A 25,573-nucleotide genomic window follows, 5' to 3' on the forward strand; every position below is an offset into this window, starting at 1 on the left:
TGTCAGTGGCGTACGGCATCGTGTGCCGCCGACGTCGGACCGACACCAGGGGTGGGCAGCGTGGCGGAGCAGAGGCTCTCCGAGTATGTGGCAGGCGAGTTGAGCCGTACGGACTGGGAGGTGCTGGGGCATGCCTACGGTCCGGCAGGCGACATCCCTCCGTACTTGGCCGGGCTGCTCGACTCGGACGCGGACAGACAGTCCGAGGCGCTGGGGATGCTCGATATGGCGGTGCTCCACCAAGGTTCGCTCTACTCCGCGACGCCACCCGCCGCGCTCTTCGTCGCGGCCGTCCTCGATCATCCGCGCACCCTCGCCGAGCACGAGAGCCACTACCCCTGGGACGAGCGGACGCGCCCGCTGCGCGCCGCGCTGATCGAATGGCTCGGCCAGATCGCGGACTGCGCCGCCTACGGCGAGACGACCGGTGGCGAGGATTCCAACGATCCGGGCGTGACCGCGGCATGCCGTGCCGTCAGGCCCGCGCTCTACCAGAGCGTGCAGCGGTATCTGTCGGACCCCCATCCGGCGATACGGGAGGCGGCGGTGGGCACCGTCACCCATCTCCTGCGCGCCCCCGAGCTCGCGGAACACATCCCGCACGCCGCCGGGCACCTGCGGCACACCCTCGCGCACAGTCCGTCCCGGCGGGAGCGGGCCACCTGCGCCGTCACCTTGGGCCTGTGGGGTCAGGACACCACGGCGTATCTCGACGATCCCGACCCCGCCGTCGCCACCTGCGCCGCCCTCGCCGACCGCAACGCCGGCGAAGCGAAGGCCACCGCGCTGCTGCTGGCCGCGCTGGAGCATCCGGCCGAGGCGGATGCCTGGTTCCGGCCGCATCTGCCGCACTTCGACGGCTGGTTCCGCTTCACGCTCCTGCGGGTCGCCCTGGAGCGCACGACGCTCGAGGAACTGCTCCCGGCTGCGCTCGCCATGCTGCGGATGAGCAGCCACTTCACGGTGGAGTGGGACTGGGGGCCGCTGATGGTGAAGGCGTTTCCCGACGGGCATCGGGCCCCGCTCACGCAGGCCCAGCGCACCTTCCTGAGGGCCGCATTGGAGCACGACGACGACTGGGGGAACACCGCCGGCCGGATCATCTGGCTCCGGAAGGCGGGGCTTCCCTCCGAGCGCGAGGCCCTGTGCGAGCTGCTGTAGCCGCGGACGCCGCCTCAGCCCGGTGCTCGGGCTCCGTGGCTGGTCAGGTGGTGGATATTCTGGCGGGATGGTGGACAGAACCGGTGGTGAGCCGCAGATCGACGGGCGCTCCACCCGCTGGGACGAGCACAAGGCGCAGCGCCGGGTCGAGTTGGTGGATGCGGCGGTCGCGCTCATCGAGGAGGAGGGCACGGCGTTCCGCGTACAGCGTCTCGCGGAGCGTGTGGGGCTGCCGCGATCGGTGCTGTACCGGCATTTCAAGGACCGGGCCACGCTGGACGAGTTGATCCGGCGCCGGGTCGTGGAGTCCTTCATGCGGCGGATGGAACCCACGCTCAGCTTCGAGGGGACGGTCGAGGAGTCCGTCCAGCGGGTGGTGGGTGCGCATCTGGACTGGGTCGTCGAACATCCGCGGCTCTACGCCTACATGGGCGTCGGGGAGCATGCGATGGGGGACGGTTCGCTGGTGGCGGACGCCAAGTCGGCCATCGCGCTGATGCTGGCCGACCGCTTCGGGGACATCCTGCGGGCGCTCGGGCTGCGGGAGGCGCCGATCCGTTCGGTCGCGGTGGGGATCGTGGGGTTCGTGGACACCGCGGTCAATCAGTGGGTCCACGACCCCGGGCGCGAGCAGTCCGAGGAGGAGCTGCGGGCGATGCTGTGCCGCTCGGTCTGGGCGGTCCTCGACGCGACGCTGCGGGACCTGGGTGTGGAGCTGTCACCGCAGCAGAAGGTCTCGGAGCTGGAAGGGATCTGAAGCTGTCCGGCCCCGCGCGAGGGTGCTCTGAAGCTGTCCGGTCCCGCGCGAGGGTGCTCTGAAGCTGTCCGGTCCCGCGCGAGGGTGCTCTGAAGCTGTCCGGTCCCGCACAAGAGACCCGAGCCCGTGCGGTCCCGGACGTCATGGGTGTCAGCCGCGTGCCGCCGGGGTGGCGTTCGCGGCACCGTGCAGGGACTCCGTGTCCGTGAGCTTGACGCGCGGCCGGCCCTGGGCCTCGCCGGCCGACCGCTCCGCGTGGTCGATGGCGCGCCATGCGTCGAGGCCGAGCCCGTCGACCGCCACGGCCCCGCGGTGTTCCGGACGGCCGAGGAGACCGGCGGCGACGTCGTCGAGCAGGGACTCGACCGTCTCCTGGGCGCAGGTCTTGTTCGTACCGATGTAGCCGGTCGCCCCGCGCTTGATCCAGCCCGCGACATAGACACCGGGCTGCACCCGGCCGCGCTCATGCGGGACCGTCGCGCTGTCCTCGTCGAACGGCAGGCCCGGCACGGGCCGGGCACGGTAGCCGACCGACCGCAGGACGAGACCGGCCTCCAGGGTCTGCGACGCGCCGGTGGGCCGGGCGCGGACGGTGCCGTCGCCGTCGGTGTGCAGTGTGGTGGGGGTGAACTCCAGGGCCTGGACGGATCCCTCGCCGATGAGCCGTACGGGACTGGCCAGGAAGCGCAGCACGATCCGGCGGCGGCCCTCGACCGGCGTCCGGCCGGCCAGCTCCCACAGCAGCCGGGTCTTCTCGGTGGCATCGGGCGCCAGGTCCTCGGGCCAGCCCTCCACCCGCACGTCCACGTCCTTCAGGGCACGAAGCGCCAGGAGTTCGGGCACGGTGAACGCCGCCTGAGCGGGCCCGCGCCGGCCGAGCAGGACGACTTCGCGGACCTTGCTCGCGCGCAGCGCGGCGAGTGCGCGGTCCGAGATGTCGGTACGGGCCAGTGCCTCGGGATCGGCGGTGAGGATACGGGCGACGTCGAGGGCGACATTGCCGTTGCCGATGACGACGGCGCGTTCCGTATCAAAGGGGTACGCCTCGTGTGCGCGGTCGGGGTGGCCGTTGTACCAGGCGACGAACTCCGTTGCGGACACGCTGCCTGCCAGGTCCTCGCCCTCGATGCCGAGGCGCTTGTCGGTCGCGGCACCGACGGCGTAGATCACCGCGTGGTGCTCACGCAGCAGGTCGGCGTGCGTGAGGTCGGTGCCGACCTCGACGCCGAGGCGGTAGCGGAAGCCGGCCTGTGACTCGATGGCCCGGAAGAGCTCGGTGACCTGCTTGGTGTCCTGGTGGTCCGGCGCGACACCGGCCCGCGCCAGACCGTACGGCGTCGGGAGCCGGTCGAGGACGGTGACGCGCACGCCCGGGTGGCGCAGGAGCTCATCGGCGGCGAACAGGCCCGCGGGCCCCGCACCGACGACGGCGACGGACAACTCGCCTGCGGGAAGGGCACGTTGAGCGGGCACCACGTACATGGGCGCGCGATCGGTGTGCGGGTTCTCCTTGTAGTACGACGCGTTCAGCTCCAGGAACGGCAACTCCCCTTCGGTGAGCGCCGTATGGGGCTTGAGCGCGTCGACCGGACAGGCCGTCGTACAGGCTCCGCAGTCCACGCAGGTGCGCGGATCGACGTACAGCATCTCGGTCGTGCCGAAGCCCGGCTCTCCCGGCGCGGGATGGATGCAGTTGACCGGGCAGGCCAGCACGCACGAGGCGTCGGCGCAGCAGGATCGGGTGACGACGTACGGCACGGCGGGCTGGTCTCCGTTCGGATGGTCAGGGAAGTGCGGTGCGGCCTGCGGCCGTTGAGCGGGCGGGCGGTGCGGCTCCCGGCGGTTCAGCGAGCGGGGCCGTGCGGCCCCCGGCCGTTCAGTCGGCGGTGAGCGGGGCGGGTTCGCCGCGGAAGCGCGCGGGCCTGCCGTTGATCCGCAGCGCCTTCCACACCGGACGGGACACCTTGTTCATCAGACCGATGTCCTCGGCGAGCATCCGTACGTCGGAGAAGAGGTCGTGGAGCATCTTCCGGCCGGCGTCGGACTTCCAGAAGACGTCCTTGAGCACCCAGGCGGGAATGCCCACCTCGGCGGCGGACTTCCGGTCGGGGATCATGATGACGTCGCACAGCACCCGCATGATCAGCGGGAAGAGCACGGACAGGGCGCCGCGGCGGGCCTTGCCGTAGCGCGGGACGCGCAGGCGCAGGAACTCATGGGCGAAGGAGATGTGCCGGGCCTCCTCCGCGATGTGGATCTGCATGATCCGCTGCGGGAGCGGGTGCACCGGCTCCCCGCTGCGCAGGGCCGCCTTCTGCAGGTGGTCGATGGGCTCCTCGCCGGCGAGGATGCCGGTGAAGAACGCCTCCGGGTAGAGCGAACCGGCCAGCGGCAGGACCCGGCTCAGCTGCCGGAACCAGCGCTTTCCGCCGGCGGTGTCCACGCCGGTGCGGTTGACCAGCTCCTGGAACATCTGGGTGTGGTGGGTCTCCTCGGTGATCTCGTGGGTGAGATACCTGAACTCCTCGTTGCGGTTGCCCAGTTGGTAGATGTAGTCCAGCGCACCGCGCATGAGCAGGTTCTCGAACTGCATGCCCACCTTGGCGATGGTCGCCCACCGCCAGATCCCGATCCGTATCCGCGTCTCGAGCGGCTGCTCCTGGTACCACGGGTGGGCGCCCAGGGCGTCCGCGGAGGTGAGCACCCAGCGGGGGTCGCCGGTGTCCACGGCGAACTCGGGGTCGTCCCACTTGATGTCGGTGAAGGCGTTGAAGTTGACGTTGACGGAGCCTTCGGACAGGGTCCGCAGGCGCTCGTCGTAGACCTTCCTGGTCAGGTTCGCGGTCATCTTCGTCCTCGGTTGTCTGCGGGGTGGCTTGGACGAGCGGGGTTGCGGGGACGAGCCGTTCCGGCCGGCCCGTCAGGCGGCGCGGGTCGGTTCCTCGACGTCCGCACGAGCATCAGCGGCAACGTCCGCGCGAGAGGAATCCGCGGCGGCGTCCGCGCGGGAGGGGTCCGCCTTCTCGAAGCGCAGGGCGCTGTCGTCGATGGGGGCGGACCGGAGCATGGCGCGGTCGCGGTAGTAGTTGTTCCACAGCCGCCACGGGTCACGGGTGCCCTGGCGCGGCATGACCTCATCGGCCCGGGCGATATAGCCCGAGGTCAGCGCCTCGCCCATGACGGAGAACTCGGAACGGTCGCCGTCCGAGGCCACCGGCGTGGCGATGTCGTGCCCGTGCCGCCGCATGTGCGCGAGCAGGCGGGCGGTGTAGTCGGCCGCGAGGTCCGCCTTCAGGGTCCAGGAGGCGTTGGTGTAGCCGATCACGAGGGACATGTTGGGTACGCCCTCGAGCAGAACGGCCTTGTAGAGGACACGGTTCGCGATGTCCACGGGGCGTCCTTCGACGGTGAGTTCCATGCCGCCCAGGAGACGGACGCTCAGGCCGGTGGCGGTGACCACGATGTCGGCCTTCAGCTCCTCGCCGGACTTCAGGCGGATGCCGTCGGCGGTGAAGGTGTCGATGTGATCGGTGGCGATCGACGCCTTGCCGCTCTTGAGGACCTTGAACAGATCACCGCCGGGCACCACGCACAGCCGCTGGTCCCACGGCTTGTAGCGCGGGCTGAAGTGCCGCATCTCGACACTCTTTCCGGCCCGGGCCCGTACGAGGCCGAGGAGCGCCTTGCGGGCGAGGCGCGGGTACTTGCGGCAGAAGGCGTAACTCCCGCGCTGCAGCGCGATGTTGCGCGCCCGCGCGATCCTGTGCGTCAGCGCCGCGGGGGCGCGCAACTTCTGCAGCACGTAGGTGAGCGGGTCGATCTCGGGCAGCGCGAGGATGTACGTGGGCGAGCGCTGCAGCATGGTGACGTGCGCGGCTTCGCCGGCCATCGCGGGCAGCAAGGTGATGGCGGTGGCACCTGACCCGATGACGACGACACGCTTGCCGCTGTGGTCGAGATCCTCCGGCCAGTGCTGCGGATGGACCACGGTGCCCTGGTAGTCGGCCTCGCCCGGGAACTGCGGGCGATACGGCCGGTCGTAGTCGTAGTAGCCGGTCGCACCGACGAGGTAGCCCGCACTGTACGACTCGCGCTCGCCCGTGGCCTCGTCCTCGACCTCGACCTCCCAACGCCCGGTGGCGTGCGAGAAGTTCGCACGGATCGCGCGCCGCCCGAAGCGGATGTGCTCGAGCACCCCGGCGTCGCCCGCGGCGTCCTCGACGTACTGCCGGATCTCCGCACCGCCGGCCAGGATGCGCGCGTCGCGCCAGGGCCGGAAGCCGAATCCGAAGGTGGACATGTCCGAGTCGGAGCGGATGCCGGGATACCGGAAGAGATCCCAGGTGCCACCGACCCGCGCGCGCCGCTCGAGCACGACGAGCGAAGTGCCGGGCGCGTCCCGCAGGACATGACAGGCGGCGCTGATGCCGGAGATTCCGGCACCGATCACCAGGACGTCGACGTGCTGCTGCTCCATTGCGGAGGTCCCCACTCTCGGTCGGGCACGCGGTTCCTTCTCTGTGCGTTCCCGCAATTTACCTGCGACACACTGTTTCAGATACCGGCGGTAACGTGATGTGGGTCACGTGAGGCCGAGCAGGGAGCCGAGGGAAGACGGATCGCTGTCAGCGCCTGCCGCTAGCGTGGCGGCAGCCAGGTCCGACTCTCTCCAGGAGCACACCCGTGGACATCCTGCTCATCGCCGGCCTGTGGCTCGACGGATCCGCATGGGACGACGTCGCGCCCGAACTCACCGCGCTCGGCCACCGTCCGGTGCCGCTCACGCTTCCCGGCCAAGGCGACGGCACCGCCTCGGCGACGCTCGACGACCAACTGGCCGCAGTGCTCGCCGCCGTGGACGCGGCGCCCGGCAAGCCCCTGGTAGTGGGGCACTCCGCCGCGGCAAGCCTGGCCTGGCTGGCCGCCGACGCGCGGCCGGAGAAGGTGGCCAAGGCCGTATTGATCGGCGGCTTCCCCGCCCCCGACGGACGCGCCTACGCCGACTACTTCGCAACGGAGGACGGCGTCATGCCCTTCCCTGGCTGGGCCCCCTTCGAAGGAGCCGACTCCGCCGACCTGGACGAGGAGGCCCGGCACCGCTTCGAGTCCACCGCCGTCCCCGTCCCCGAGGGAGTCACCAAGGGGGTCGTGCACCTGACGGACGAGCGCCGCTTCGACGTCCCCGTCGTGCTGGTCTGCCCCGAGTTCACCCCGGCCCAGGCCAAGGAGTGGATCGCCGACGGCGACAGCCCCGAGCTGGCCCGCGCCACCCACCTCTCGTACATGGACCTCGACTCGGGCCACTGGCCGATGACCACCCGCCCTCGCGAACTGGCCCGCGCACTGGCGGAGGCCGCCGACTCGTAGCGGTGGGCGGGATATGAGGGGGCGCCACAACGACAGAACCCCACGGTTTGAAGAAGCCGTGGGGTTCTGGTTGGTGTCCGAGGGGGGACTTGAACCCCCACGCCCGATAAAGGGCACTAGCACCTCAAGCTAGCGCGTCTGCCATTCCGCCACCCGGACAAGGTGTCTGTCGTTCACGGGGTGTTCCCCGTGGCGACATGGACAACAATACCAAGCTTTCGGGGTGCCTTTCACCTGCGTATTCGGGGCGGCTGCGGGGGTGCGGGGCCGGGCCGATCTACCGTCTCACCATGAGTGATCATGTCGTCACGGATGGCCCACCAGGGCGTTTGCCGAGGCCGTTGTCGCCGCTGCGGGAGCATCTGCGGGACACCTTCTGGTTCGCGCCCACGGCCGGGATCGTCGTGATCTTCGGGCTGTGGCTGCTTGCCGCGTATGCCGACGGCGAGATTCTCCGGGCGCTGCAGACGGGCGACGACGAGCGGGCGCTCACCCGCGCCATCGGGTTCGCCGATGACGTGAAGGCCGTCGTCACCGTCATCAGCTCGGCGATGATGACCTTCATCGGTGTGGTGTTCAGCATCTCGCTCGTGGCCGTGCAGATGGCCAGTGGGCAGTTCAGTCCGCGGGTCGTGCGGATCTTCGTCCGGTCACGGATCGCCAAGCTGACCTTCACCGTCTTTCTGGCGACGTTTCTGCTCTCGCTGCTCGTGCTCATGTCGTACGACGGTGAGCCCGACCCGCACGCCGTGGACAGCGTGCCGATGGTGCAGGCCGTCCTGGCGCTGGTGATGGTGGGGCTGAGTCTGTTTCTGTTCATCGGCTATGTGAACGGGACGCTGCGGATGATGCGGGTCGGCTTCGTGATCGACCGGATCACTCGCGAGGCCTTCCGTGTGGTGGCCAAGCAGCCGTCGGCGCGGGCCGCCGGTGGGGAGCCGGGCCTGGAGACCGCGCGGATCGCGCATCACGGGCGGGCCGGTGTGCTGCGGGATGTGCATATCGCGCGGCTGGTGCGTGCGGCTCGCAAGGAGGGCACCGTGCTGCGGCTGATTCCGCGGATCGGGGATTTCGTGGTGCCGGGGACTCCGGTGCTCGCGGTGCACGGCGGGGCGGCGCCTTCGCGGCGGGCCCTTGCGTACACCGTGTCGGTCGGGGTCGAGCGGACCTTCCATCAGGATCTGGGGTTCGGGCTGCGGCAGCTGTCGGACATCGCGCTGCGGGCGCTGTCGCCGGCGGTGAACGATCCGACCACCGCGGTGCAGGCGCTGGACCGGATCGTCCAGTTCCTGGCCGCGCTGGTCGACAAGCCGTTGGAGGCCGTGCGGCACTGCGACCGGCGCGGGCGGGTGCGGCTGATCCAACCGGTGCCCGGGTGGGACGAGTTGGTCGATCTGGGGTTCGCGGAAATCCGTCTGCATGCACCGGATCAGCCCCAGGTCACCCGACGGATCATCGCCGGGCTCGACGATCTGCTGCTGCTCGCGCCCGCCGAGCGCAGCCGGCCGTTGCTGCGGCACCGGGCGCTGCTCGTCGAGGCGGTGGAGGCAGCGGTGCCGCAGGCCGCGGACCGGGCGTTCGCCCTCCATCCGGATCACCAAGGGATCGGCTGAGAAGACCAGCTGAGAAGACCAAGGGATCGGTTGGGGAGCGAACGCCCGACGATGTGCCGCTACGGCATCAGGTGGTAGTCCGGGAAGTTCCCCGGGATCCGCTCCCCCGCCGGGCCATGGGTGACCGAGCGGACGAGGAGTTCGCCGCCGACGAAGGCGCCGCGCCAGGACGCGCCGAAGCCACCGAAGAGCTCGTCGCGGTCGCCGCGGGAGCGGGGCTTGCCGTGGCCGACCTTGAAGGCGCGGATCTGCGGGGCGAGACGCTCGTAGGTGGACCTGTCGTCGGTGGACAGGGTGGCCACGAGCGCGCCGTTCGAGGCGTTCATCGCGGCGAGCAGCTCCGCCTCGGTGTCGACCAGGACGATCGTGTCGACCGGGCCGAAGGGTTCCGCGTGGTGCAGCGGGGACGACGGGGGCGGGTTGAGGAGCGTGACCGGGGTCAGGTACGCCGAGGTGTCCTGGCCGGGCAGGAAGTGGCCGGCCGCGAGGGAGCCGCGGTGGAGCGGGACCGCGCCGCGGTCGATCGCCTCGGCGACTTGGTCGGCCAGTTCCTTGGCCTTCGCCGCGTTGATGAGCGGGCCGAAGTCCAGGGACGGCAGCGGGTCGGACGGGTCGGCGACGGCCAGCGGGTGGCCGATGCGGATGTCCCGTACGGCCGGCAGGTAGGCGTCGAGGAACTGGTCGAACAGCGACCGCTGCACGACGAAGCGCGGGTACGCGGTGCAGCGCTGCTTGCCGTAGTCGAAGAGCTTGGGGATGACGGCGGACAGCGAGGGCCAGTCGGAGAAGTTCCAGATGCCCCAGGTGTTGAGGCCCTCCTGTTCGAGGTTGTGGCGCTTGCCGAGGTCGGCGACGGCCGTGGCGACCGCCGCTCCCGTGTCGCGGCCGCCGACGAAGGAGACGCAGCCGATCTCCGGGGAGCGGACGAGGGCCTCGGACAGCTCGCCGCCGCTGCCGCTGACGAGCGTGACCGGGATGCCTTCGCGTACGGCGAGGGCGCAGGCCAGCGTGAGGCAGGCGACGCCGCCGTCGGTCGGGGCCTTGGCGATCACCGCGTTGCCGGCCAGGGCCTGCACAAGCATCGCGTGCACCAGGACGGACATCGGGTAGTTCCAGCTCGCGATGTTGGACACCGGGCCGTCGAGCGGGGAGCGGCCTTCGAGCATGGGCTCGATGCCGTCCACGTACCAGCGCACTCCGTCGATCGCACGGTCGACGTCGGCCTGGGCCAGGCGCCAGGGCTTGCCGATCTCCCAGACGAGGAGCAGCGCGAGCAGTTCGCGGTGTTCGGTGAGCGCGTCGAGGGTCGCGGCCACCTTGGCGCGGCGTTCCTCGAGCGGCACATGGCGCCAGGCGCGGTGCTGGTCGAGAGAGGCGCGGACCGCGGCCCGCGCGGTCTCGGAGTCGAGTCGCGGCGGACCGGCGATCGGGCTGCCGTCGACGGGGCTCGTGGCCGGCAGGGCGCGGCCGTCGGCCTGCCAGGTGCCGTTCCACAGATTGCGGACGCGGTCGTCCTGGAAGGCCTCGGGGGCGACGGCGAGGCAGCGCTGCCAGGCGTCGCTCCAGGAAGTCCCTGGCTTGAGGGCGAGGGTGTCGGAGGTGTTGAGGGTTGTTGCCATGAAGGGTCTCCGCTCACGGTGCACAGTCGGGGCGGGGTTATGGCGCTCGCTACCAGACGGTAGGGCGTAGTGCGGCAACTCGGCTGTGGTCGAGGCCACTTGGGACGCACCCAAGTGGCCCCGGATCAGCGTTCGGTGTCGAGGGCTTCCAGGACCAGGCGCGCCGTCTCGGACGGGGTGGATCCCACCCGTACTCCTACGGCTTCGAGCGCTTCCTGCTTGGCCTTCGCCGTTCCCGACGAGCCGGAGACGATGGCGCCGGCGTGGCCCATGGTCTTGCCTTCAGGTGCGGTGAAGCCGGCGACGTATCCGACGACGGGCTTGGTGACGTGCTCGCGGATGTACGCGGCGGCTCGTTCCTCCGCGTCGCCGCCGATCTCGCCGATGAGCACGATGAGTTCGGTGTCGGGGTCGGCCTGGAAGGCTTCCAGGCAGTCGATGTGCGTGGTGCCGATGACGGGGTCGCCGCCGATGCCCACACAGGTGGAGAAGCCGATGTCCCGCAGCTCGTACATGAGTTGATACGTGAGCGTGCCGGACTTGGAGACCAGGCCGATCCGGCCGGGCTTGGTGATGTCGGACGGGATGATGCCCGCGTTGGACTGGCCGGGGGTGATCAGGCCAGGGCAGTTGGGGCCGATGATGCGGGTGCCGCGCTCTTTCGCGTACGCGACGAAGGCGACCGAGTCGTGTACGGGGATGCCCTCGGTGATCACGACGGCGAGGTCGATCCCGGCGTCGGCGGCCTCGATGACGGCCGCCTTGCTGAACGTGGGCGGCACGAAGACGATCGTGACGTCCGCGCCGGTCGCGTCCATCGCCTCGCGCACCCCGCCGAACACGGGCACGGCGCGGTCGTCGAAGTCGATGGTCTGCCCGGCCTTGCGGGGGTTGACGCCGCCGACGACGTTCGTGCCGGCCGCGATCATGCGGCGGGTGTGCTTCATGCCCTCGGCGCCGGTCATGCCCTGGACGAGGACCTTGCTCTCCTTGGTCAGAAAGACGGCCATGGTCTGCTCCTGTGTCCTGTGGGTGACGGCTACTTGGCGACGGCGAGGTCGGCGGCCCGCTGGGCGGCGCCGTCCATCGTGGGCTGCTGCTCGACGAGCGGGTGGGCGTGGGCGTCGAGGATGGCGCGGCCCTGTGCGGCGTTGTTGCCGTCGAGCCGTACGACCAGGGGCTTGGTGAGGTTGACCTCGCCGAGCGCCTGGACGATGCCGTCGGCCACGGCGTCGCAGGCGGTGATGCCGCCGAAGACGTTGACGAAGACGGATTTCACGTCCGGGTCGGAGAGGATGACGGAAAGGCCGTCGGCCATGACCTGGGCGGAGGCGCCGCCGCCGATGTCGAGGAAGTTGGCGGGCTTTGCGCCGCAGCCGGCCACGACGTCGAGGGTGGACATGACCAGGCCCGCGCCGTTGCCGATGACGCCGACCTGGCCTTCGAGCTTGACGTAGTTGAGGCCCTTCTCGGCGGCCTTGGCCTCGAGGGGGTCGTCGTGTACGGAGGCCGAGTCGCCCCAACGCGCTTGGCGGAAGCCGGCGTTGTCGTCGAGGGTGACCTTGCCGTCGATGGCCATGAGCCGGCCGTCCTTGGTGCGGACGAGCGGGTTGACCTCGACGAGGACGGCGTCCTCCTTGGTGAGGACCGTCCACAGCCGGACCAGGATCTCGGCGCTCTCCGGCGGGAGTTGTGCCGCGGCGGCGATCTCCGCGGCCTTCTCGGCGGTGACGCCTTCGGTGGGGTCGATATGGATACGGGCCACCGCGTCGGGCCGGGTCGCGGCGACCTCCTCGATGTCCATGCCGCCCTCGGCGGAGGCGATCGCGAGGAACCGGCCGGCCGCGCGGTCGAGCACGTAACTGACGTAGAACTCGCTCTCTATGTCGACCGGTTGGGCCAGCATCACCTTGTGGACGGTGTGGCCCTTGATGTCCATACCGAGGATCTGACGTGCCGTGATCTCGGCCGATGCGGCATCGGCGGCCGGCTTGACGCCGCCCGCCTTGCCCCGCCCGCCGGTCTTCACCTGTGCCTTGACGACGACCTTGCCGCCGAGGCGTTCCGCGCTCGCGCGGGCCTCCTTGGCGGTGACTGCTACTTCCGCGTTCGGCACCAACACGCCGTAGTCCGCGAAGAGTTCCCTGGCTTGGTGCTCGTACAGGTCCAATTTCGGCTCCTGACTCGAAAGTGCCGCACGCCCCCTGGACACCACCCACCGGATGCGGGATAACAAGCTTCATACAGTATTCGTCGACTGTATGCAATCTACCGCGACAGCACTGATGCGCTGCTCACGGCCGCTTTTCGGGTGGCCCGGGTGCGCTCCAACTCCTCAGGGAGAGAAGGGACTTCGCCATGCCCGACGGTCCGATCACCGCGCATCTCGTACGGCCGGCGGCCGACGCGTTCCCTGAGGTCGAGGGCCTCGCGCAGCTGCTCGCTCACGCCGAGCAGCCGGTGGTCGTTCTCGGCGGCCGGGTGTGGACCGACCGCGCCACGGACGCAGCGGTCGAGCTCATCCGTACCTTGGGCATGCCGGCCTACGCGGATGGTGCTGCGCGCGGCACGCTGCCGCCCGGCGATGCGCAGCACTTCCTGCACTCGCGGGCGTATGCGTTCGCCGGATCCGACGTGATCCTCGTGGTGGGGGCTCCCTCTTCCGTAGCCAACTTCCGTGCCGCGTACGGCAGCAGGCTCTCCCCGCACTCGACGCTCGTGCAGATCGACGCGGGGCATGGACTGCGTGCGGTGGCACGCGCCGCCGCCGGCCTCTCCTTCCAGGAGCGTGCCGACCGCGCGGCGGTACGGCGCAAGGAGTGGTTGGACGAACTGCGGAGCGCCGAACAGACCGCCGAAGCCCTGTGGCAGCGGCATCTGACCTCGGGGGCCTCCCCCATCCACCCCTTCCGGCTGCTTGCCGAGATCGATCAATTCCTCACCGAGGACTCGGTGTTCATCGCCGACGATCCCTGGTCGGCCGACCTTGCCGGCCGGCTCGTACAGCCCAGGACTCCCGGGCACTGGATGGACCCGGGTCCGCTCGGCACCGCCGGCGCCGGCATCCCGTTCGCGCTCGCCGTACGGCAAGCGGACGCGGACAAGGAGAGCGTCGTCCTCTATGACGGCGATCCGTCCACCTCGGCGGACTGGGACTTCGAGGCCCTGGTCCGCCCTCATCTCCGCTTCATCGGGATCGTCGCGCACACCGGCGACGCCTCCCCCTGCCTCGACAAGGCCCGGCTGCACGGCGGTTACGGCGAGGACGTCCGGGATCCCGCCGAGATCCGCCCCGCCCTGCAGCGCGCCCGCGCATCGGACGGACCGGCGCTCGTCGCCGTACGGATCGACCCGGACGCGTACCTCCCCGGATCCGTGAACCAGCCGCACCACCAGACCGACCCATCCAGGAACAAGTAGAGGAGCGCTGTGCCATGACACAGACGAAGGCACTGGACGGCGTCCGCGTCCTCGACATGACACATGTCCAGTCCGGACCATCGGCGACACAGCTGCTCGCCTGGCTCGGCGCGGACGTGGTCAAGTTGGAGGCACCGACCGGAGATATCACCCGCAAGCAGCTACGTGACCTGCCCGATGTCGACTCCCTCTACTTCACGATGCTCAACTGCAACAAGCGGAGCATCACCCTCAACACCAAGACGGAGCGCGGCAAGGAGATCCTCACCGAGCTGATCCGCCGCTCGGATGTGATGGTCGAGAACTTCGGCCCGGGCGCCGTGGACCGTATGGGCTTCACCTGGGAGAAGATCCAGGAGATCAACCCTCGGATCGTCTACGCCTCCATCAAGGGGTTCGGCGACGGCCCGTACACCAACTTCAAGGCGTACGAGGTCGTGGCGCAGGCGATGGGCGGCTCGATGTCGACCACCGGCTTCGAGGACGGTCCCCCGCTCGCGACGGGGGCGCAGATCGGCGACTCGGGCACGGGCATCCACGCCGTCGCCGGCATTCTGGCGGCGCTCTTCCAGCGGGAGAGCACCGGCCGGGGGCAGCGGGTCAACGTGGCCATGCAGCACGCCGTGCTCAACCTCTGCCGGGTGAAGTTGCGCGATCAGCAGCGCCTGGCCCATGGCCCGCTCGCCGAATATCCCAACGAGGACTTCGGCGACGAGGTTCCCCGTTCGGGCAACGCCTCCGGCGGCGGTCAGCCGGGCTGGGCGGTCAAGTGCGCGCCGGGCGGCCCGAACGACTGGGTGTACGTGATCGTGCAGCCCGTCGGCTGGAAGCCGATCTCCGAGCTGATCGGACGGCCCGAGCTGTCCGAGGACCCGGACTGGGCGACGCCCGAGGCACGTCTTCCGAAGCTCAACAAGATGTTCCAGCTCATCGAGGAGTGGAGTTCGACCCTGCCCAAGTGGGAGGTGCTCGAGAAGCTCAACGCGCACAACATCCCGTGCGGACCGATCCTCTCCACCAAGGAGATCATCGAGGACGACTCGCTGGTCGCCAACGAGATGGTCGTCAAGGTTCCGCACCCCGAGCGCGGCGAGTTCACCACGGTCGGCTCCCCCCTCAAGCTCTCCGACTCCCCGGTGGACGTGGTCAGTTCACCGCTGCTCGGTGAGCACAACGAAGAGGTCTACGTCGGCGAGCTCGGGCTCGGCGACGAGGAAATCCGTCTGCTCAAGTCGACTGGAGTGATCTGAAGTGATGGCCGAAGACCGTGCGCTGACGGTGCGGGCCCTGCTCGACGCCGTACGCGCCGAGGGGCGCAGCACTCTCACCGCGCCGGAGGGCAAGGTGATCGCCGACGCGTACGGCATCGCTGTACCCGGCGAGGAGCTGGCCCGCGATGTCGACGAGGCGGTCGCCGCGGCGGCGCGCTTCGACGGACCGGTGGTCCTGAAGATCGTCTCCCCCGACATCCTGCACAAGACCGACGCGGGGGGCGTGATCGTCGGAGTCGAAGGCGCCACGGATGTGAAGGCCGCCTTCTACAAGATCATTGAGAACGCCAAGGCGTACAACTCCGAGGCGAAGATCGACGGCATCCAGGTGCAGCAGATGCTGCCGCCGGGACAGGAGGTCATCGTCGGTGCCGTCACCGATCCGACCTTCGGCAAGGTCGTGGCCTTCGGACTCGGCGGTGTGCTCGTCGAGGTCCTCAAGGACATCACCTTCCGGCTCGCTCCCGTCAGCCCGGACGAGGCGCAGTCGATGCTCGACTCCATCAAGGCGGCCGAGATCCTGCGCGGTGTGCGCGGTGCGCCGCCGGTGGACCGCTGGGCGGTGGCCGAGCAGATCCGCCGCGTGTCCGAACTGGTCACGGACTTCCCGGAGATCGTGGAGGTCGACCTCAACCCGGTGATCGCCACGCCCGAGGGCGCGATGGCCGCGGACATCCGCGTGATCCTCACGGATGAACTGCCCAAGGAGCGCCGCAAGTACGGCCGCGAGGAGATCCTGCGCTCGATGAAGCGGCTGATGCAGCCGAACTCCGTCGCGGTGATCGGTGCCTCCAACGAGCAGGGCAAGATCGGCAATTCGGTCATGCGCAATCTGATCGACGGCGGCTTCGGCGGAGAGATCCATCCGGTGAACCCCAAGGCCGATGACATCTTGGGCCGCAAGGCGTACAAGAGTGTCACGGACGTTCCGGGTGAGGTGGATGTGGCGGTCTTCGCGATCCCCGCCAAGTTCGTGGCTTCGGCGCTCGAGGAGGTGGGACGCAAGGGCATACCGAACGCCGTGCTCATCCCCTCCGGGTTCGCCGAGACCGGGGAACACGCCCTCCAGGACGAGATCGTGGAGATCGCCGAGCGCCACGGCGTACGGCTGCTCGGGCCCAACATCTACGGCTACTACTCGACGTGGCACGACCTGTGCGCCACGTTCTGCACGCCGTACGACGTGAAGGGCGGCGTCGCCCTGACCAGTCAGTCCGGCGGGATCGGGATGGCGATCCTGGGCTTCGCACGGTCGACCAAGACGGGTGTGTCGGCGATCGTCGGCCTCGGCAACAAGTCGGACCTCGACGAGGACGATCTGCTCACCTGGTTCGGCGAGGACCCCAACACCGACTGCATCGCGATGCACTTGGAGGACCTCAAGGACGGCCGGGCCTTCGTGGAGGCCGCGCGGGCGACCGTGCCGAAGAAGCCGGTCGTGGTCCTCAAGGCGGGCCGCACGGCGGCCGGCGCCAAGGCGGCGGGATCGCACACCGGGGCCCTGGCCGGCGACGACGCCGTGTACGAGGACATCCTCAAGCAGGCCGGCGTGATCAGGGCGCCGGGTCTCAACGACATGCTCGAGTACGCGCGTGCGCTGCCGATCATGCCCACTCCCCAGGGCGACAACGTCGTGATCATCACCGGCGCGGGCGGCAGCGGTGTGCTGCTGTCCGACGCGGTGACGGACAACGGCCTCGAACTGATGGAGATTCCGGAGGATCTGGACGCGGCCTTCCGGAAGTTCATCCCGCCGTTCGGTGCCGCGGGCAACCCCGTGGACATCACCGGCGGCGAACCCCCTTCGACGTACGAGGCGACCATCCGTCTCGGACTCGAGGACCCGCGGATCCACTCCCTGGTGCTCGGTTACTGGCACACGATCGTCACTCCCCCGATGGTCTTCGCCGAGCTCACCGCGAAGGTGGTGGCCGAGTTCAAGGAACGCGGCATCGAGAAGCCGGTCGTCGCGTCGCTCGCGGGCGATGTCGAGGTCGAAGAGGCCTGCCAGTACCTCTTCGAGCACGGCGTGGTCGCCTACCCCTACACCACGGAGAAGCCGGTCGCCGTGCTCGGCGCGAAGTATCGCTGGGCGCGCGCGGCGGGGTTGTTGGGGGGCGGTCGATGAGCTGACCGAGCTCACCACGGGGCCTGCGGTGACCGCTCGCCGCAGGCCCCGGCACCGGAAGGAAGTTGGACAGGGGGCGCTGGCCAGGCTTCTTCGACGCTAGGGGTGCTGAAGCTCAATGACTACAACTGATCTGCCTACGTCGGTTCCGTACAGGGAACTGACTGACAAGAACGGCCGGGTGTATCGGGTCGGTGAGACCGACGTCGACATCTTGGGACGTAAGCGTAAGTGGATGGTCATCCTTCCGTGGGTGGCCATGATGGCCATCTCCTCGGCGGAGTACGCGTTCGCGTCCGCCGAGGAGACCTTGGCCGCCGCGCACAGCTGGAATCATCTGCACGTCTTCTGGCTGCTCGGCGTGTGGGTCTTCTTCCAGGCGGCAGTGGCCTTCCCTGCCGGCAAACTCCGTGAGTCCGGCAAACTGCCGGCCCGGACGGCGATGATGCTGGGCGCGCTGGGCACGCTGCTCGGATATCTCTCGCTCGCCTATACCCCGCATGTCATCGTCGCCTATCTCGGCTTCGGCATGTTCAGCGGCATGGGCGCCGGCTTCGTCTACGCGACCTGCGTGAACATGGTCGGCAAGTGGTATCCGGAGCGCAAAGGCGGCAAGACCGGCTTCGTCAACGGCGGCTTCGCCTACGGCTCGGTGCCTTTCGTCTTCATCTTCAAGAACCAGATGGACACCACCAACTTCCGCTGGATTCTCATCCTGGTAGGGCTGTTCCTCACAGCGGTGGTGATCGTCGCCGGCTACTTCTTCAAGGACCCGCCGAAGAACTGGTGGCCTCACAACGTCGACCCGCTCAACCCGCCGGACGACCCGCGGGCTCGCCGGTCCCTGAAGAAGAACCCGCCGTCGGTTCGGCAGTACACACCGAAGGAGGCCTGGAAAACCGGGCGGGTGGCGATCATGTGGTTCTGCCTGCTGTGCTCCTCCAGCGTGAACATCTTCGGCATCGCCTTCCAGGTCAAGCTCGGCGACGGGGCCGGCTTCGCCGGTGGCATCGTGGCCACGGCAATGGCCCTGAAGGCCGTCGTGAACGGCACCGGACGCGGTGTGATCGGTTGGCTGTCGGACCTGTACGGCCGCAAGCAGTGCCTGGTCACCGTCTTCTTCATCCTCGGCATTTCGCAGTACGCGCTGCTCGCCTCCGCCAACGCCGGAAACCTGCCGCTGTTCCTGCTGTTCTCCAGCATCTCGGGCTTCGGCGGCGGAGCGGTATTCCCGATGATGGCGGCAATGACCGCGGACTACTTCGGCGAGAACAACAACGCATCCAACTACGGCATGGTCTACAGCTCCAAGCTGGTCTCCGGCCTCGCCGGATCCGGCCTCGGTGCCTTGGTCTACGGCGCCTGGGGCGCCAACGGAGCGTTCATCCTCGCCGGCAGCATCGCGGTGTTCGCCGGCTTCGTCTCGATGGTCCTGACGCAGCCGGGCCGCGACAAGAACGGCAAGAAGATCGAGCCCAACCCGAATCCGATCAGCCGGGAGGCGATGTAGAACCCCTTCCTTCTCGGTACGTCGAGGCCCGCCCGCTCCCCGAGGGGCGGGCCTCCGCCGTCCCCTCAAGTCTCCCATTGAGATTGCATACTGTCTACTATCTCAAGTGCCGTGCGGGGCAGCTCACATCACCCCGGCGCCTGCACGCGCGAAGCCCCTGGCCGGACGGCCAGGGGCTTCTCAGAGTGGGCGCTGTCAGTCGCCGCAACGCTCCCGCAGCGAGTGCAAATGTTCGCTGGACTTGCGGGCGAACGCGAAGGACTCCACCGGGTTGTCGTGCTCGGCCTGCCAGTGGTGGTAGCGGCGGCCGTTGTGGGACCTGCGGGTCACCTCCGAGAGGAACTTCTTGTAGTCGATGTCACCGTCGCCGACGTCCGTCATGCGGTAGCCGTACGTGGACGTCGGGTCCTTGGTGCCGTCCTTGACGTGGAACAGCGGGTAGCGGTGCGGCTGCTTGAGGACGTAGCGCAGCGGGTCGAAGGGGCGCGGGGTCCCGTCGACCTGCTTCGAGAAGCGGAACTGGCCCGCGTACGCCCAGAAGATGTCCATCTCCAGGAAGACGAGGTCCGGGTCGGTTTCGGCGAGGAGGACGTCGTAGAGGCGCACGTTCGGCTTGTCCGAGGCGAACATGAACTCTTCCGAATGGTTGTGCTGGTAGAACTTCATGCCGCGCTTCCTCGCCGCGGCCCCGTACGTGTTGAACTCCTCGGCGGCGCGCTTCCACGCGTCGACCGTGTCGCCGTAGCGGAACGGGCCCGAGGCCGTGCCGATGTGCTTGAGGCCGAGGGCCTCGGCGTCGTCCAGGACCTTGGTGAGGTTCGTCGCGAAGGTGTAGGCGTTCGGGTCGTTGGAGTAGTAACCGACGTGGCTGCCGATCGCGTTCAGGCCGTGGTCGCGCGTGACCTGCTTGAGCTGGGCCAGCGTGATCGCGCCCGCCGAGCCCTGGGTGTAGCCGGCGTACTCGACCTCGTCGTAGCCGTACTTCTGGAGCTCCGCGAACACCGCGGCGAAGCCGAGCGTGGAGACCTTGTCGCGCAGGCTGTAGAGCTGGATGCCGAGCCGGCCTTCGGGCAGGACGGGACGGCCGCGGCCGTGGCCGCCCGACGCCGTTTCGGCCTCCGCCGCCGCGGAGGGTGTGGCAGCGGCTCCGATCAGTGCGGCCGCCGAGACTCCGGCGGCCACACCAAGGACGTTGCGTCTGCTGAGACGCTGGGCGAGCTCCGGGTCCTGAGGAGTACGAGGTGTGCGGGCCATGCGGGAACTCCTTTGATTTCAGGGCGTTGTCAGTGGTGTCTGGTTGAGTTGAGTCCAGCGAGGGTGAGCAACAGCGACTTCACATCGGTGGCCTTCAGGGGGCCATCGACAGCGCGGGGGGTGGAGCACAGGATGAGCGGACCGTCTTGCGGATCGTCGGGGAGCCTGCCGTGGCTGCCGCGAATAGGTGACGGGTCCAGGGGCACCACGGCCATGCGGTAGCGCATGCCGAGTTTCTTGCGTGCCAGGGCCTTGGCCGCCTTGACCTTCACATACGGGTCGAGGGGGTCCATGAAGAGTTCGACCGGGTCATAGCCGGGTTTGCGGTGAATCTCGACGAGCTGCGCGAAGTCGGGCGCGCGCTCGTCATCGAGCCAGTAGTAGTACGTGAACCAGGCGTCCGGCTCCGCTATGGCGATGAGCTCGCCGGAGCGCAGATGGTCGAGGCCGTAGCTCTTCTTGCCCTCGTCGTCGAGGAGTTCGTCGATTCCTTCGAGGCCGGCCAGGGCCTGCTTCGTCGCGTCCATGTCCTGCGGGCTGCGCACATAGACATGCGCGAGCTGGTGGTCGGCCACGGCGAAGGCGCGCGAGGCCATGGTGTCGAGGTACTCCATGCCGTCCTGGGTGTGCACCTCGAGCAGTCCTGCCTTGCGCAGGGCGCGGTTGATGTCCACGTGCCGGCTGACCTTGGTGATGCCGTACTCGGACAGGGCGACCACAGTGCGGCCCTCCGCCCTGGCGTCGGCCAGGAGCGGGCCGAGGGCCCTGTCGATGTCCCTGGCCGCCTGGAGTGAGCGGGGGTCGTCGGGGCCGAAGCGCTGCAGGTCGTAGTCGAGATGGGGGAGGTAGCAGAGCGTCAGATCGGGGCGGCGGGTGCGCATGATGTGGCGGGTCGCGTCGATGATCCACTGCGAGGAGGTGAGATTCGCGCCGGGGCCCCAGAAGGTGAAGAGGGGGAACGTGCCGAATTTCTCGGTGAGTTCGTCGTGCAGCGCCGGTGGCCGCGTGTAGCAGTCGGGCTCCTTGCGGCCGTCGGCGTAATAGACAGGACGGGGGGTGACGATGATGTCGGTGTCCGCGCCCATGGCGTACCACCAGCAGATATTGGCGACCGTGTAGCCGGGGTGGGCCCGGCGGGCGGCGTCCCAGAGTTTGTCGCCGGAGACCAGGCGGTTGTGCTGGCGCCACAGCAGGACGTCGCCGAGTTCGCGGAAGTACCAGCCGTTGCCGACGATGCCGTGTTCGGCGGGCATCGTGCCGGTCAGGAAGGTGGACTGGGCGGCGCAGGTGACGGCCGGCAGCACGGTGCCGAGGGTGGCCTGGGAGCCGTCCGCGGCAAGGGACTTGAGGTTCGGCATGTGCGCGAGCAGACGGGGGGTGAGGCCGACGACGTCCAGAACCAGGAGCGGGGTGGGGCCGCCGTCGGGCTTCGCGGTGTCAGGGGTCGGGGCGACGGTCACGGCAGCTCCTTGAGGCCCAGGTCGACGAGGAGGTCACGGGCGAGGGTGAGTTCGGCGGCGATGCCGTCGGCGAGCTGGGTGCGCCCTCGCGGACGCAGCGCGTCGGGCAGGGCCTGCCAGGTGTACGTCTCGACCTCGAGGTGGCGGGTGAGCGGGGCCGGACCGCCCACAAGGCGGGTCAGGACGTCCTTGAGGACATCGAGGGTGGAGGTGAGGGGCGGCGCCGGAGCCGCGTGCAGCGGGACGTGGAAGTGGGAGCGCCAGGGTGCGGTCTCGGGCAGGGCGTTGCCGGCGAGGGCCTCGCCCAGGTCGTCCGTGCCATGCAGCCGGCCCGCGCTGCGGGTGCGGGTCTGGTGCAGGAAGCGGGGCTCGTCGAAGGCCGCCAATGCGGTGCGGACCTCGGGCAGTTGGGGCTGTTCGGCGTGGAGTGCGGCCGAGAGCTGGACCTTGTGGATGGGAATGCCCGCGACGGCCAGGGCATCGAGTGCGGTCCCCGGATCTTCGAAGGAGGTGGCGAGATGGCAGGTGTCGACGCAGATACCGATGCGGTCATGACCGACGTCGGCCAGCGGGGCGATCGCGTCGGCGGTGGTCTCGACGGTGCAGCCGGGCTCGGGCTCCAGGCCGATACGGATGGAGCGGCCGGTGAGTTCCTCGAGCGCGTCGAGACGCTGGGCGAGAGTGGTGAGGGCGTCGCGTGCGGTGACGGCGCGGGTGGCGTCGTAGGCGGTGCGCCAGGCGAGCGGCAGCGTCGAGATGCTGCCTTCGGTGGCGTCGTCGGGGAGCAGGGAGGTGAGCAGCCGGGCCAGGTCGGTGGTGTGGCCGAGGCGTTCGGGGTCGGCCCAGTCCGGCTTGTACACGCGGTACTTGACCTCTTCGGCGCCGAAGCCCTCGTACGGGAAGCCGTTGAGGGTGACCACTTCGAGGCCGCGCCGGTCGAGTTCGGCGCGCAGCCCGCGCAGGGCGGCGGGGTCGGCGATCAGGGCGCGGGCCGCGTCGCGCGCGAGCCACAGACCGATGCCGAGCCGGTCCCTGCCGAGCCGTTTGCGGACCGGTTCGCAGTGGTCGCGGAGCTGGGCGAGCACGCCGTCGAGGGTCTCGGCGGGGTGGACATTGGTGCAGTACGCGAGGTGGACGGTGGAGCCGTCGGGGTGGCGGAAGCGCATGGCTCACTCACCGCCGCGCAGGATGGAGTTCCCCTCGTGCGTGGCGTCCGTGCCCTCGACCTCGAGGTGGAGGCGGCCGCTCAGTTCGTAGAAGGCGACCGGGTTGCGCCACATCACCAGGTCGACCATGTCGTCGTCGAACCCGGCTTTCAGCATGGCGTCGGCGACCTTGCGGGTCTTGAGCGGGTCGCTCCTGCCCCAGTCCGCGGCGGAATTGACCAGCACCTTCTCCGGTCCGTAGCTCCGCAGGATCGCGACCATCCGGTCCTCGTCCATCTTGGTGTCGGGATAGACGGAGAACCCGAGCCAGCAGCCCGCGTCCTTGGCGTCCTTGACCGTGGTCTCGTTGAGGTGGTCGAGCAGCACACGGTCGAGCGGCAGCGCCGACTCGCGGACGACGTCGATGGTGCGGTGCAGGCCGGCGAGCTTGTCGCGGTGCGGGGTGTGCACGAGCGCGGGGAGTTCGGCGTCCGCGGCCATCTGGAGCTGGGCGGACAGGGCGGTGTCCTCGGCCGGGGTCATCGAGTCGTAGCCGATCTCGCCGACGGCGACGACGTTGTCCTTGACCAGATAGCGCGGCAGCTGGTCGAGGACCGGGGTGCAGCGGGGGTCGTTCGCCTCCTTGGGGTTGAGGGCGATCGTGCAGTGGTGGGCGATCCCGTACTGCGCCGCGCGGAAGGGCTCCCAGCCGAGGAGCGAGTCGAAGTAGTCGTAGAAGGAGGACGGAGAGGTACGGGGCTGGCCCAGCCAGAAGGCCGGCTCGACGACGGCTCGGACACCGGCCGCGTACATGGCCTCGTAGTCGTCGGTGGTGCGGGAGGTCATATGGATGTGGGGGTCGAAGAGGCGCATCAGGACTCCTGGGGGGACGCGGCGGAGGCGGCTTCGGCGGGCTGCTCGGTGGGGTCCTCGGCGGGCTGCTCGGTGGGGCTCTCGGTCAGCGCGTCGGTCCGCGCCTCGGTCCGCGCCTCGGTCCGCGCCTCGGTGAGGGCGAGGACGCGTTGCAGATCGCCGGGGACGGGGCGGCCTGCGGCGGTGCGCTCGCGCGCGTAGTCGCCGAGCATGCGGGCGAGTTCGCCGTCGCCTCGGGCGCGGTCGGCGAGTGCGGCGACGGCATCGACGCTCACGCCGGTGAACAGGCACTTCAGTACGGCGTGCCGCCAGGCGTGGGCGTCGAGGTGCTCGGCGCCGTAGGGGCCGACCGCCGCGGCCACCAGGGAGGTGTCGTTGGTGCGCAGCGCGTCCTCCGTGAGCCCGAGCGCCTCGGGTCCGGGGACGAGGTGGGTGAGGGCGTGCAGGACAGCGCGGCGTTCGGCGGCGGTGCCCTGCTCGTAGAGGCGGGTCAGGGTGGCGGTGTCGGCGCGGGCGGCGCCCAGAAGGAGCAGCCGGGCGTCGTCGGCGTGCTCGGGGCCGCAGCGACGGCCGGCCTGGGCGAAGCGCAACTCCCACGTGGGGGCGGGTGCTTGGCTTGCGGTCACCTGAGGGGCGGGAGCTTCGGACGGTGCTGGCTGGGCGGCCGCTGTGGCGAGGGCCTGGGCGAGCCAGGCCCTGGCATCGTCGTCCAGGGCGGATTCGAGGCGGGCACGGAGGGCCCCGAGGGCGGGGGTCCTTGTCATGGCCTGCCTCCTTCGGCGGGCTGGGCGTCGAGGGGTGCCGCCTGGGCGGCCGGGCGCGGGGTGAGCGGTCCGGGGGCGGGCCGCACCGGCTCGCGGTGCTCGGCTCCCGCCGCGCGGCGTTGTTGTGCGCGGCGTTCCGCCGCCGCCTGGGCCAGATGCAGGAACTCCAGGGATTCCTCGGCCAGTTGGGGGCCGGCGTGGGAGTGGCGGGGAAGTTCGACGACGGTGAGGCCCTGGTAGCCGGTGGCGGCCAGCGCCTCGAGGACGGGCGGGAAGTCGATCTCGCCCTCACCGAAGGGGAGGTGTTCATGGACGCCGCGGCGCATGTCCTCGATCTGCACATGGCGCAGCCATGGCGCGGCGTCGCGGATGCAGTCGGCCGGCGACGCCGGTTCGAGGCACTGGCAGTGACCGATGTCCAGGGTGAGCCCGAGGGCTTCCGGGGCGCCCAGGTCCGTGCGCAGCCGGTGGAAGTCGGCGAGGCAGGAGAGAAGGTGCCCGGGTTCGGGCTCTATCGCGAGAGGTGTGCCCGCACCCTCGGCCGCTTCGACGACCGGTGCGATCGCCTCGGCGAGCCGTTTCCACGCGGTGTCGTCGGCGGTGTCCTCGGGCTTGATGCCGCTGAAGCAGTGCACGGCATGCGCGCCCAGGTCGCCGGCCACGCGTACGGCGCGGATCAACAGGCGTACGCGGGCGGCGCGGCGGTCGGGATCGGGGTCGAGGAGGGAGGGGCCGTGTTTGCGGCGCGGGTCGAGGACATAGCGCGCGCCGGTCTCGATGGTCGCCGTGAGGCCGAGCTGGTCGAGGCGGCGGGCCACCCGGCGGGTGCGGGCCGCGAGGTCGGGCGCCATCGGGTCCAGATGCATGTGGTCGAGGGTGAGACCGACGCCCTCGTACCCCAGGTCGGCGAGCAGACCGAGGGCGTCGTCGAGGCGCAGATCGGTCAGCCCGTTGGTGCCGTAGCCGAAACGGAGGCTCATGTGACGCTCACCTTCCGTGCGAACCGGCGGGCGACGGGGGCCAGCGACGCGGTGACGACCGCGACGCCGGGGTGGCCCGACCGGGCCGCCAGGGCGGCCTGGAGCGGGATCATCGCGCGGATCCCGCCGCCGACGGCTCGTTGGGTGAGCTGGGGCGAAGGGTTGAGGAGCGCATGGAAGAGGGGCTGCGCCGCGGTGAGGGCGTACAGAGCGCCCAGTGCGGAGCGCAGGCTGTCGGTGGGGGTGGGGCC

Annotated in this window: 20 protein-coding genes, 1 tRNA gene and 1 pseudogene; 8 read left to right on the forward strand and 14 right to left on the reverse strand. The window is 69.7% G+C overall.

The features are described 5' to 3' along the window. The first annotated feature begins 60 nt into the window (after positions 1 to 60). Together G6045_RS05305 and G6045_RS05310 are read left to right on the forward strand one after the other, a co-directional pair. The gene (locus G6045_RS05305) at positions 61 to 1,161 is read left to right on the forward strand and encodes a HEAT repeat domain-containing protein (RefSeq protein WP_165330622.1); all 1,101 of its coding nucleotides are present in this window, start codon (positions 61 to 63) and stop codon (positions 1,159 to 1,161) included. Positions 1,162 to 1,228: 67 nt separating this feature from the next. After that, a complete protein-coding gene (locus tag G6045_RS05310; RefSeq protein ID WP_165330623.1) occupies positions 1,229 to 1,918 on the forward strand; it encodes a TetR/AcrR family transcriptional regulator in 690 nt (229 codons plus the stop codon). Between the two features lie 150 nt (positions 1,919 to 2,068). On the opposite strand, the gene G6045_RS05315 is transcribed toward G6045_RS05310, so the two are convergent. The 3 genes from G6045_RS05315 to G6045_RS05325 all read right to left on the reverse strand — a co-directional run bounded on the left by G6045_RS05315 (position 2,069) and on the right by G6045_RS05325 (position 6,395). After that, positions 2,069 to 3,676, reverse strand: coding sequence for an FAD-dependent oxidoreductase (locus G6045_RS05315; protein WP_165330624.1), 1,608 nt, complete (start codon positions 3,674 to 3,676; stop codon positions 2,069 to 2,071). 118 nt (positions 3,677 to 3,794) lie between these two features. Continuing rightward, complete coding sequence (locus G6045_RS05320; protein ID WP_165330625.1) at positions 3,795 to 4,766, reverse strand: AurF N-oxygenase family protein; 972 nt, start codon at positions 4,764 to 4,766, stop codon at positions 3,795 to 3,797. Positions 4,767 to 4,838: 72 nt separating this feature from the next. After that, positions 4,839 to 6,395 (reverse strand): flavin-containing monooxygenase, encoded by a 1,557-nt coding sequence (locus G6045_RS05325; protein ID WP_165330626.1) that lies wholly within the window; start codon positions 6,393 to 6,395, stop codon positions 4,839 to 4,841. Positions 6,396 to 6,601: 206 nt separating this feature from the next. On the opposite strand from G6045_RS05325, the gene G6045_RS05330 reads away from it, so the two are divergent. Then, positions 6,602 to 7,285 (forward strand): alpha/beta fold hydrolase, encoded by a 684-nt coding sequence (locus G6045_RS05330; RefSeq protein WP_165330627.1) that lies wholly within the window; start codon positions 6,602 to 6,604, stop codon positions 7,283 to 7,285. 71 nt (positions 7,286 to 7,356) lie between these two features. On the opposite strand, the gene G6045_RS05335 is transcribed toward G6045_RS05330, so the two are convergent. Further along, positions 7,357 to 7,444, reverse strand: a tRNA-Leu gene (locus tag G6045_RS05335). Positions 7,445 to 7,575: 131 nt separating this feature from the next. Here G6045_RS05335 and G6045_RS05340 point away from each other — a divergent pair. Then, positions 7,576 to 8,898 (forward strand): DUF2254 domain-containing protein, encoded by a 1,323-nt coding sequence (locus G6045_RS05340; protein ID WP_165330628.1) that lies wholly within the window; start codon positions 7,576 to 7,578, stop codon positions 8,896 to 8,898. A gap of 59 nt (positions 8,899 to 8,957) precedes the next feature. On the opposite strand, the gene G6045_RS05345 is transcribed toward G6045_RS05340, so the two are convergent. From G6045_RS05345 to sucC, 3 genes are all read right to left on the reverse strand, one after another. Beyond that, entirely contained in the window at positions 8,958 to 10,517 is a 1,560-nt protein-coding gene (locus tag G6045_RS05345; protein ID WP_165330629.1) for an aldehyde dehydrogenase family protein, read from the reverse strand. 125 nt (positions 10,518 to 10,642) lie between these two features. Then, on the reverse strand, positions 10,643 to 11,527 hold the full coding sequence (gene sucD / locus G6045_RS05350) for a succinate--CoA ligase subunit alpha (RefSeq protein WP_165330630.1): 885 nt from the start codon (positions 11,525 to 11,527) through the stop codon (positions 10,643 to 10,645). Between the two features lie 29 nt (positions 11,528 to 11,556). Beyond that, a complete protein-coding gene (gene sucC / locus G6045_RS05355; protein WP_165330631.1) occupies positions 11,557 to 12,687 on the reverse strand; it encodes an ADP-forming succinate--CoA ligase subunit beta in 1,131 nt (376 codons plus the stop codon). Between the two features lie 188 nt (positions 12,688 to 12,875). On the opposite strand from sucC, the gene G6045_RS05360 reads away from it, so the two are divergent. From G6045_RS05360 to G6045_RS05375, 4 genes are all read left to right on the forward strand, one after another. Beyond that, positions 12,876 to 13,937 (forward strand): thiamine pyrophosphate-dependent enzyme, encoded by a 1,062-nt coding sequence (locus G6045_RS05360; protein ID WP_165330632.1) that lies wholly within the window; start codon positions 12,876 to 12,878, stop codon positions 13,935 to 13,937. A 14-nt stretch (positions 13,938 to 13,951) separates the two neighbouring features. After that, a complete protein-coding gene (frc, locus tag G6045_RS05365; RefSeq protein ID WP_165330633.1) occupies positions 13,952 to 15,187 on the forward strand; it encodes a formyl-CoA transferase in 1,236 nt (411 codons plus the stop codon). A 4-nt stretch (positions 15,188 to 15,191) separates the two neighbouring features. Then, entirely contained in the window at positions 15,192 to 17,336 is a 2,145-nt protein-coding gene (locus G6045_RS05370) for an acetate--CoA ligase family protein (RefSeq protein WP_165330634.1), read from the forward strand. Positions 17,337 to 17,454: 118 nt separating this feature from the next. Further along, a complete protein-coding gene (locus tag G6045_RS05375) occupies positions 17,455 to 18,846 on the forward strand; it encodes an OFA family MFS transporter (RefSeq protein ID WP_165330635.1) in 1,392 nt (463 codons plus the stop codon). Between the two features lie 195 nt (positions 18,847 to 19,041). On the opposite strand, the gene G6045_RS05380 is transcribed toward G6045_RS05375, so the two are convergent. The 7 genes and pseudogenes from G6045_RS05380 to G6045_RS05410 all read right to left on the reverse strand — a co-directional run. After that, entirely contained in the window at positions 19,042 to 20,100 is a 1,059-nt protein-coding gene (locus G6045_RS05380) for a sugar phosphate isomerase/epimerase family protein (protein ID WP_165330636.1), read from the reverse strand. Positions 20,101 to 20,129: 29 nt separating this feature from the next. Next, positions 20,130 to 21,560 (reverse strand): alkaline phosphatase family protein, encoded by a 1,431-nt coding sequence (locus G6045_RS05385; RefSeq protein WP_165330637.1) that lies wholly within the window; start codon positions 21,558 to 21,560, stop codon positions 20,130 to 20,132. Next, a complete protein-coding gene (gene eboE / locus G6045_RS05390; protein WP_165330638.1) occupies positions 21,557 to 22,726 on the reverse strand; it encodes a metabolite traffic protein EboE in 1,170 nt (389 codons plus the stop codon). Before eboE ends, G6045_RS05385 begins: the two co-directional genes overlap by 4 nt. Positions 22,727 to 22,729: 3 nt before the next feature. Further along, positions 22,730 to 23,578, reverse strand: coding sequence for a TatD family hydrolase (locus G6045_RS05395; protein WP_165330639.1), 849 nt, complete (start codon positions 23,576 to 23,578; stop codon positions 22,730 to 22,732). Next, a complete protein-coding gene (locus tag G6045_RS05400) occupies positions 23,578 to 24,342 on the reverse strand; it encodes an EboA domain-containing protein (RefSeq protein ID WP_206343287.1) in 765 nt (254 codons plus the stop codon). The genes G6045_RS05395 and G6045_RS05400 overlap by 1 nt, the downstream gene beginning before the upstream one ends. Next, positions 24,339 to 25,322 carry a sugar phosphate isomerase/epimerase family protein gene (locus G6045_RS05405; RefSeq protein WP_165330640.1) on the reverse strand — a complete coding sequence of 328 codons (984 nt, stop codon included), beginning with the start codon at positions 25,320 to 25,322 and terminating at the stop codon, positions 24,339 to 24,341. Before G6045_RS05405 ends, G6045_RS05400 begins: the two co-directional genes overlap by 4 nt. Then, positions 25,319 to 25,573 (reverse strand): annotated as a pseudogene (locus G6045_RS05410) (SCO3242 family prenyltransferase); the annotation flags it as partial. The pseudogene G6045_RS05410 and the gene G6045_RS05405, both read right to left, overlap by 4 nt.

The sequence above is a fragment of the Streptomyces mesophilus genome, assembly GCF_011044995.1.
GTDB classification, from domain to species: domain Bacteria; phylum Actinomycetota; class Actinomycetes; order Streptomycetales; family Streptomycetaceae; genus Streptomyces; species Streptomyces mesophilus.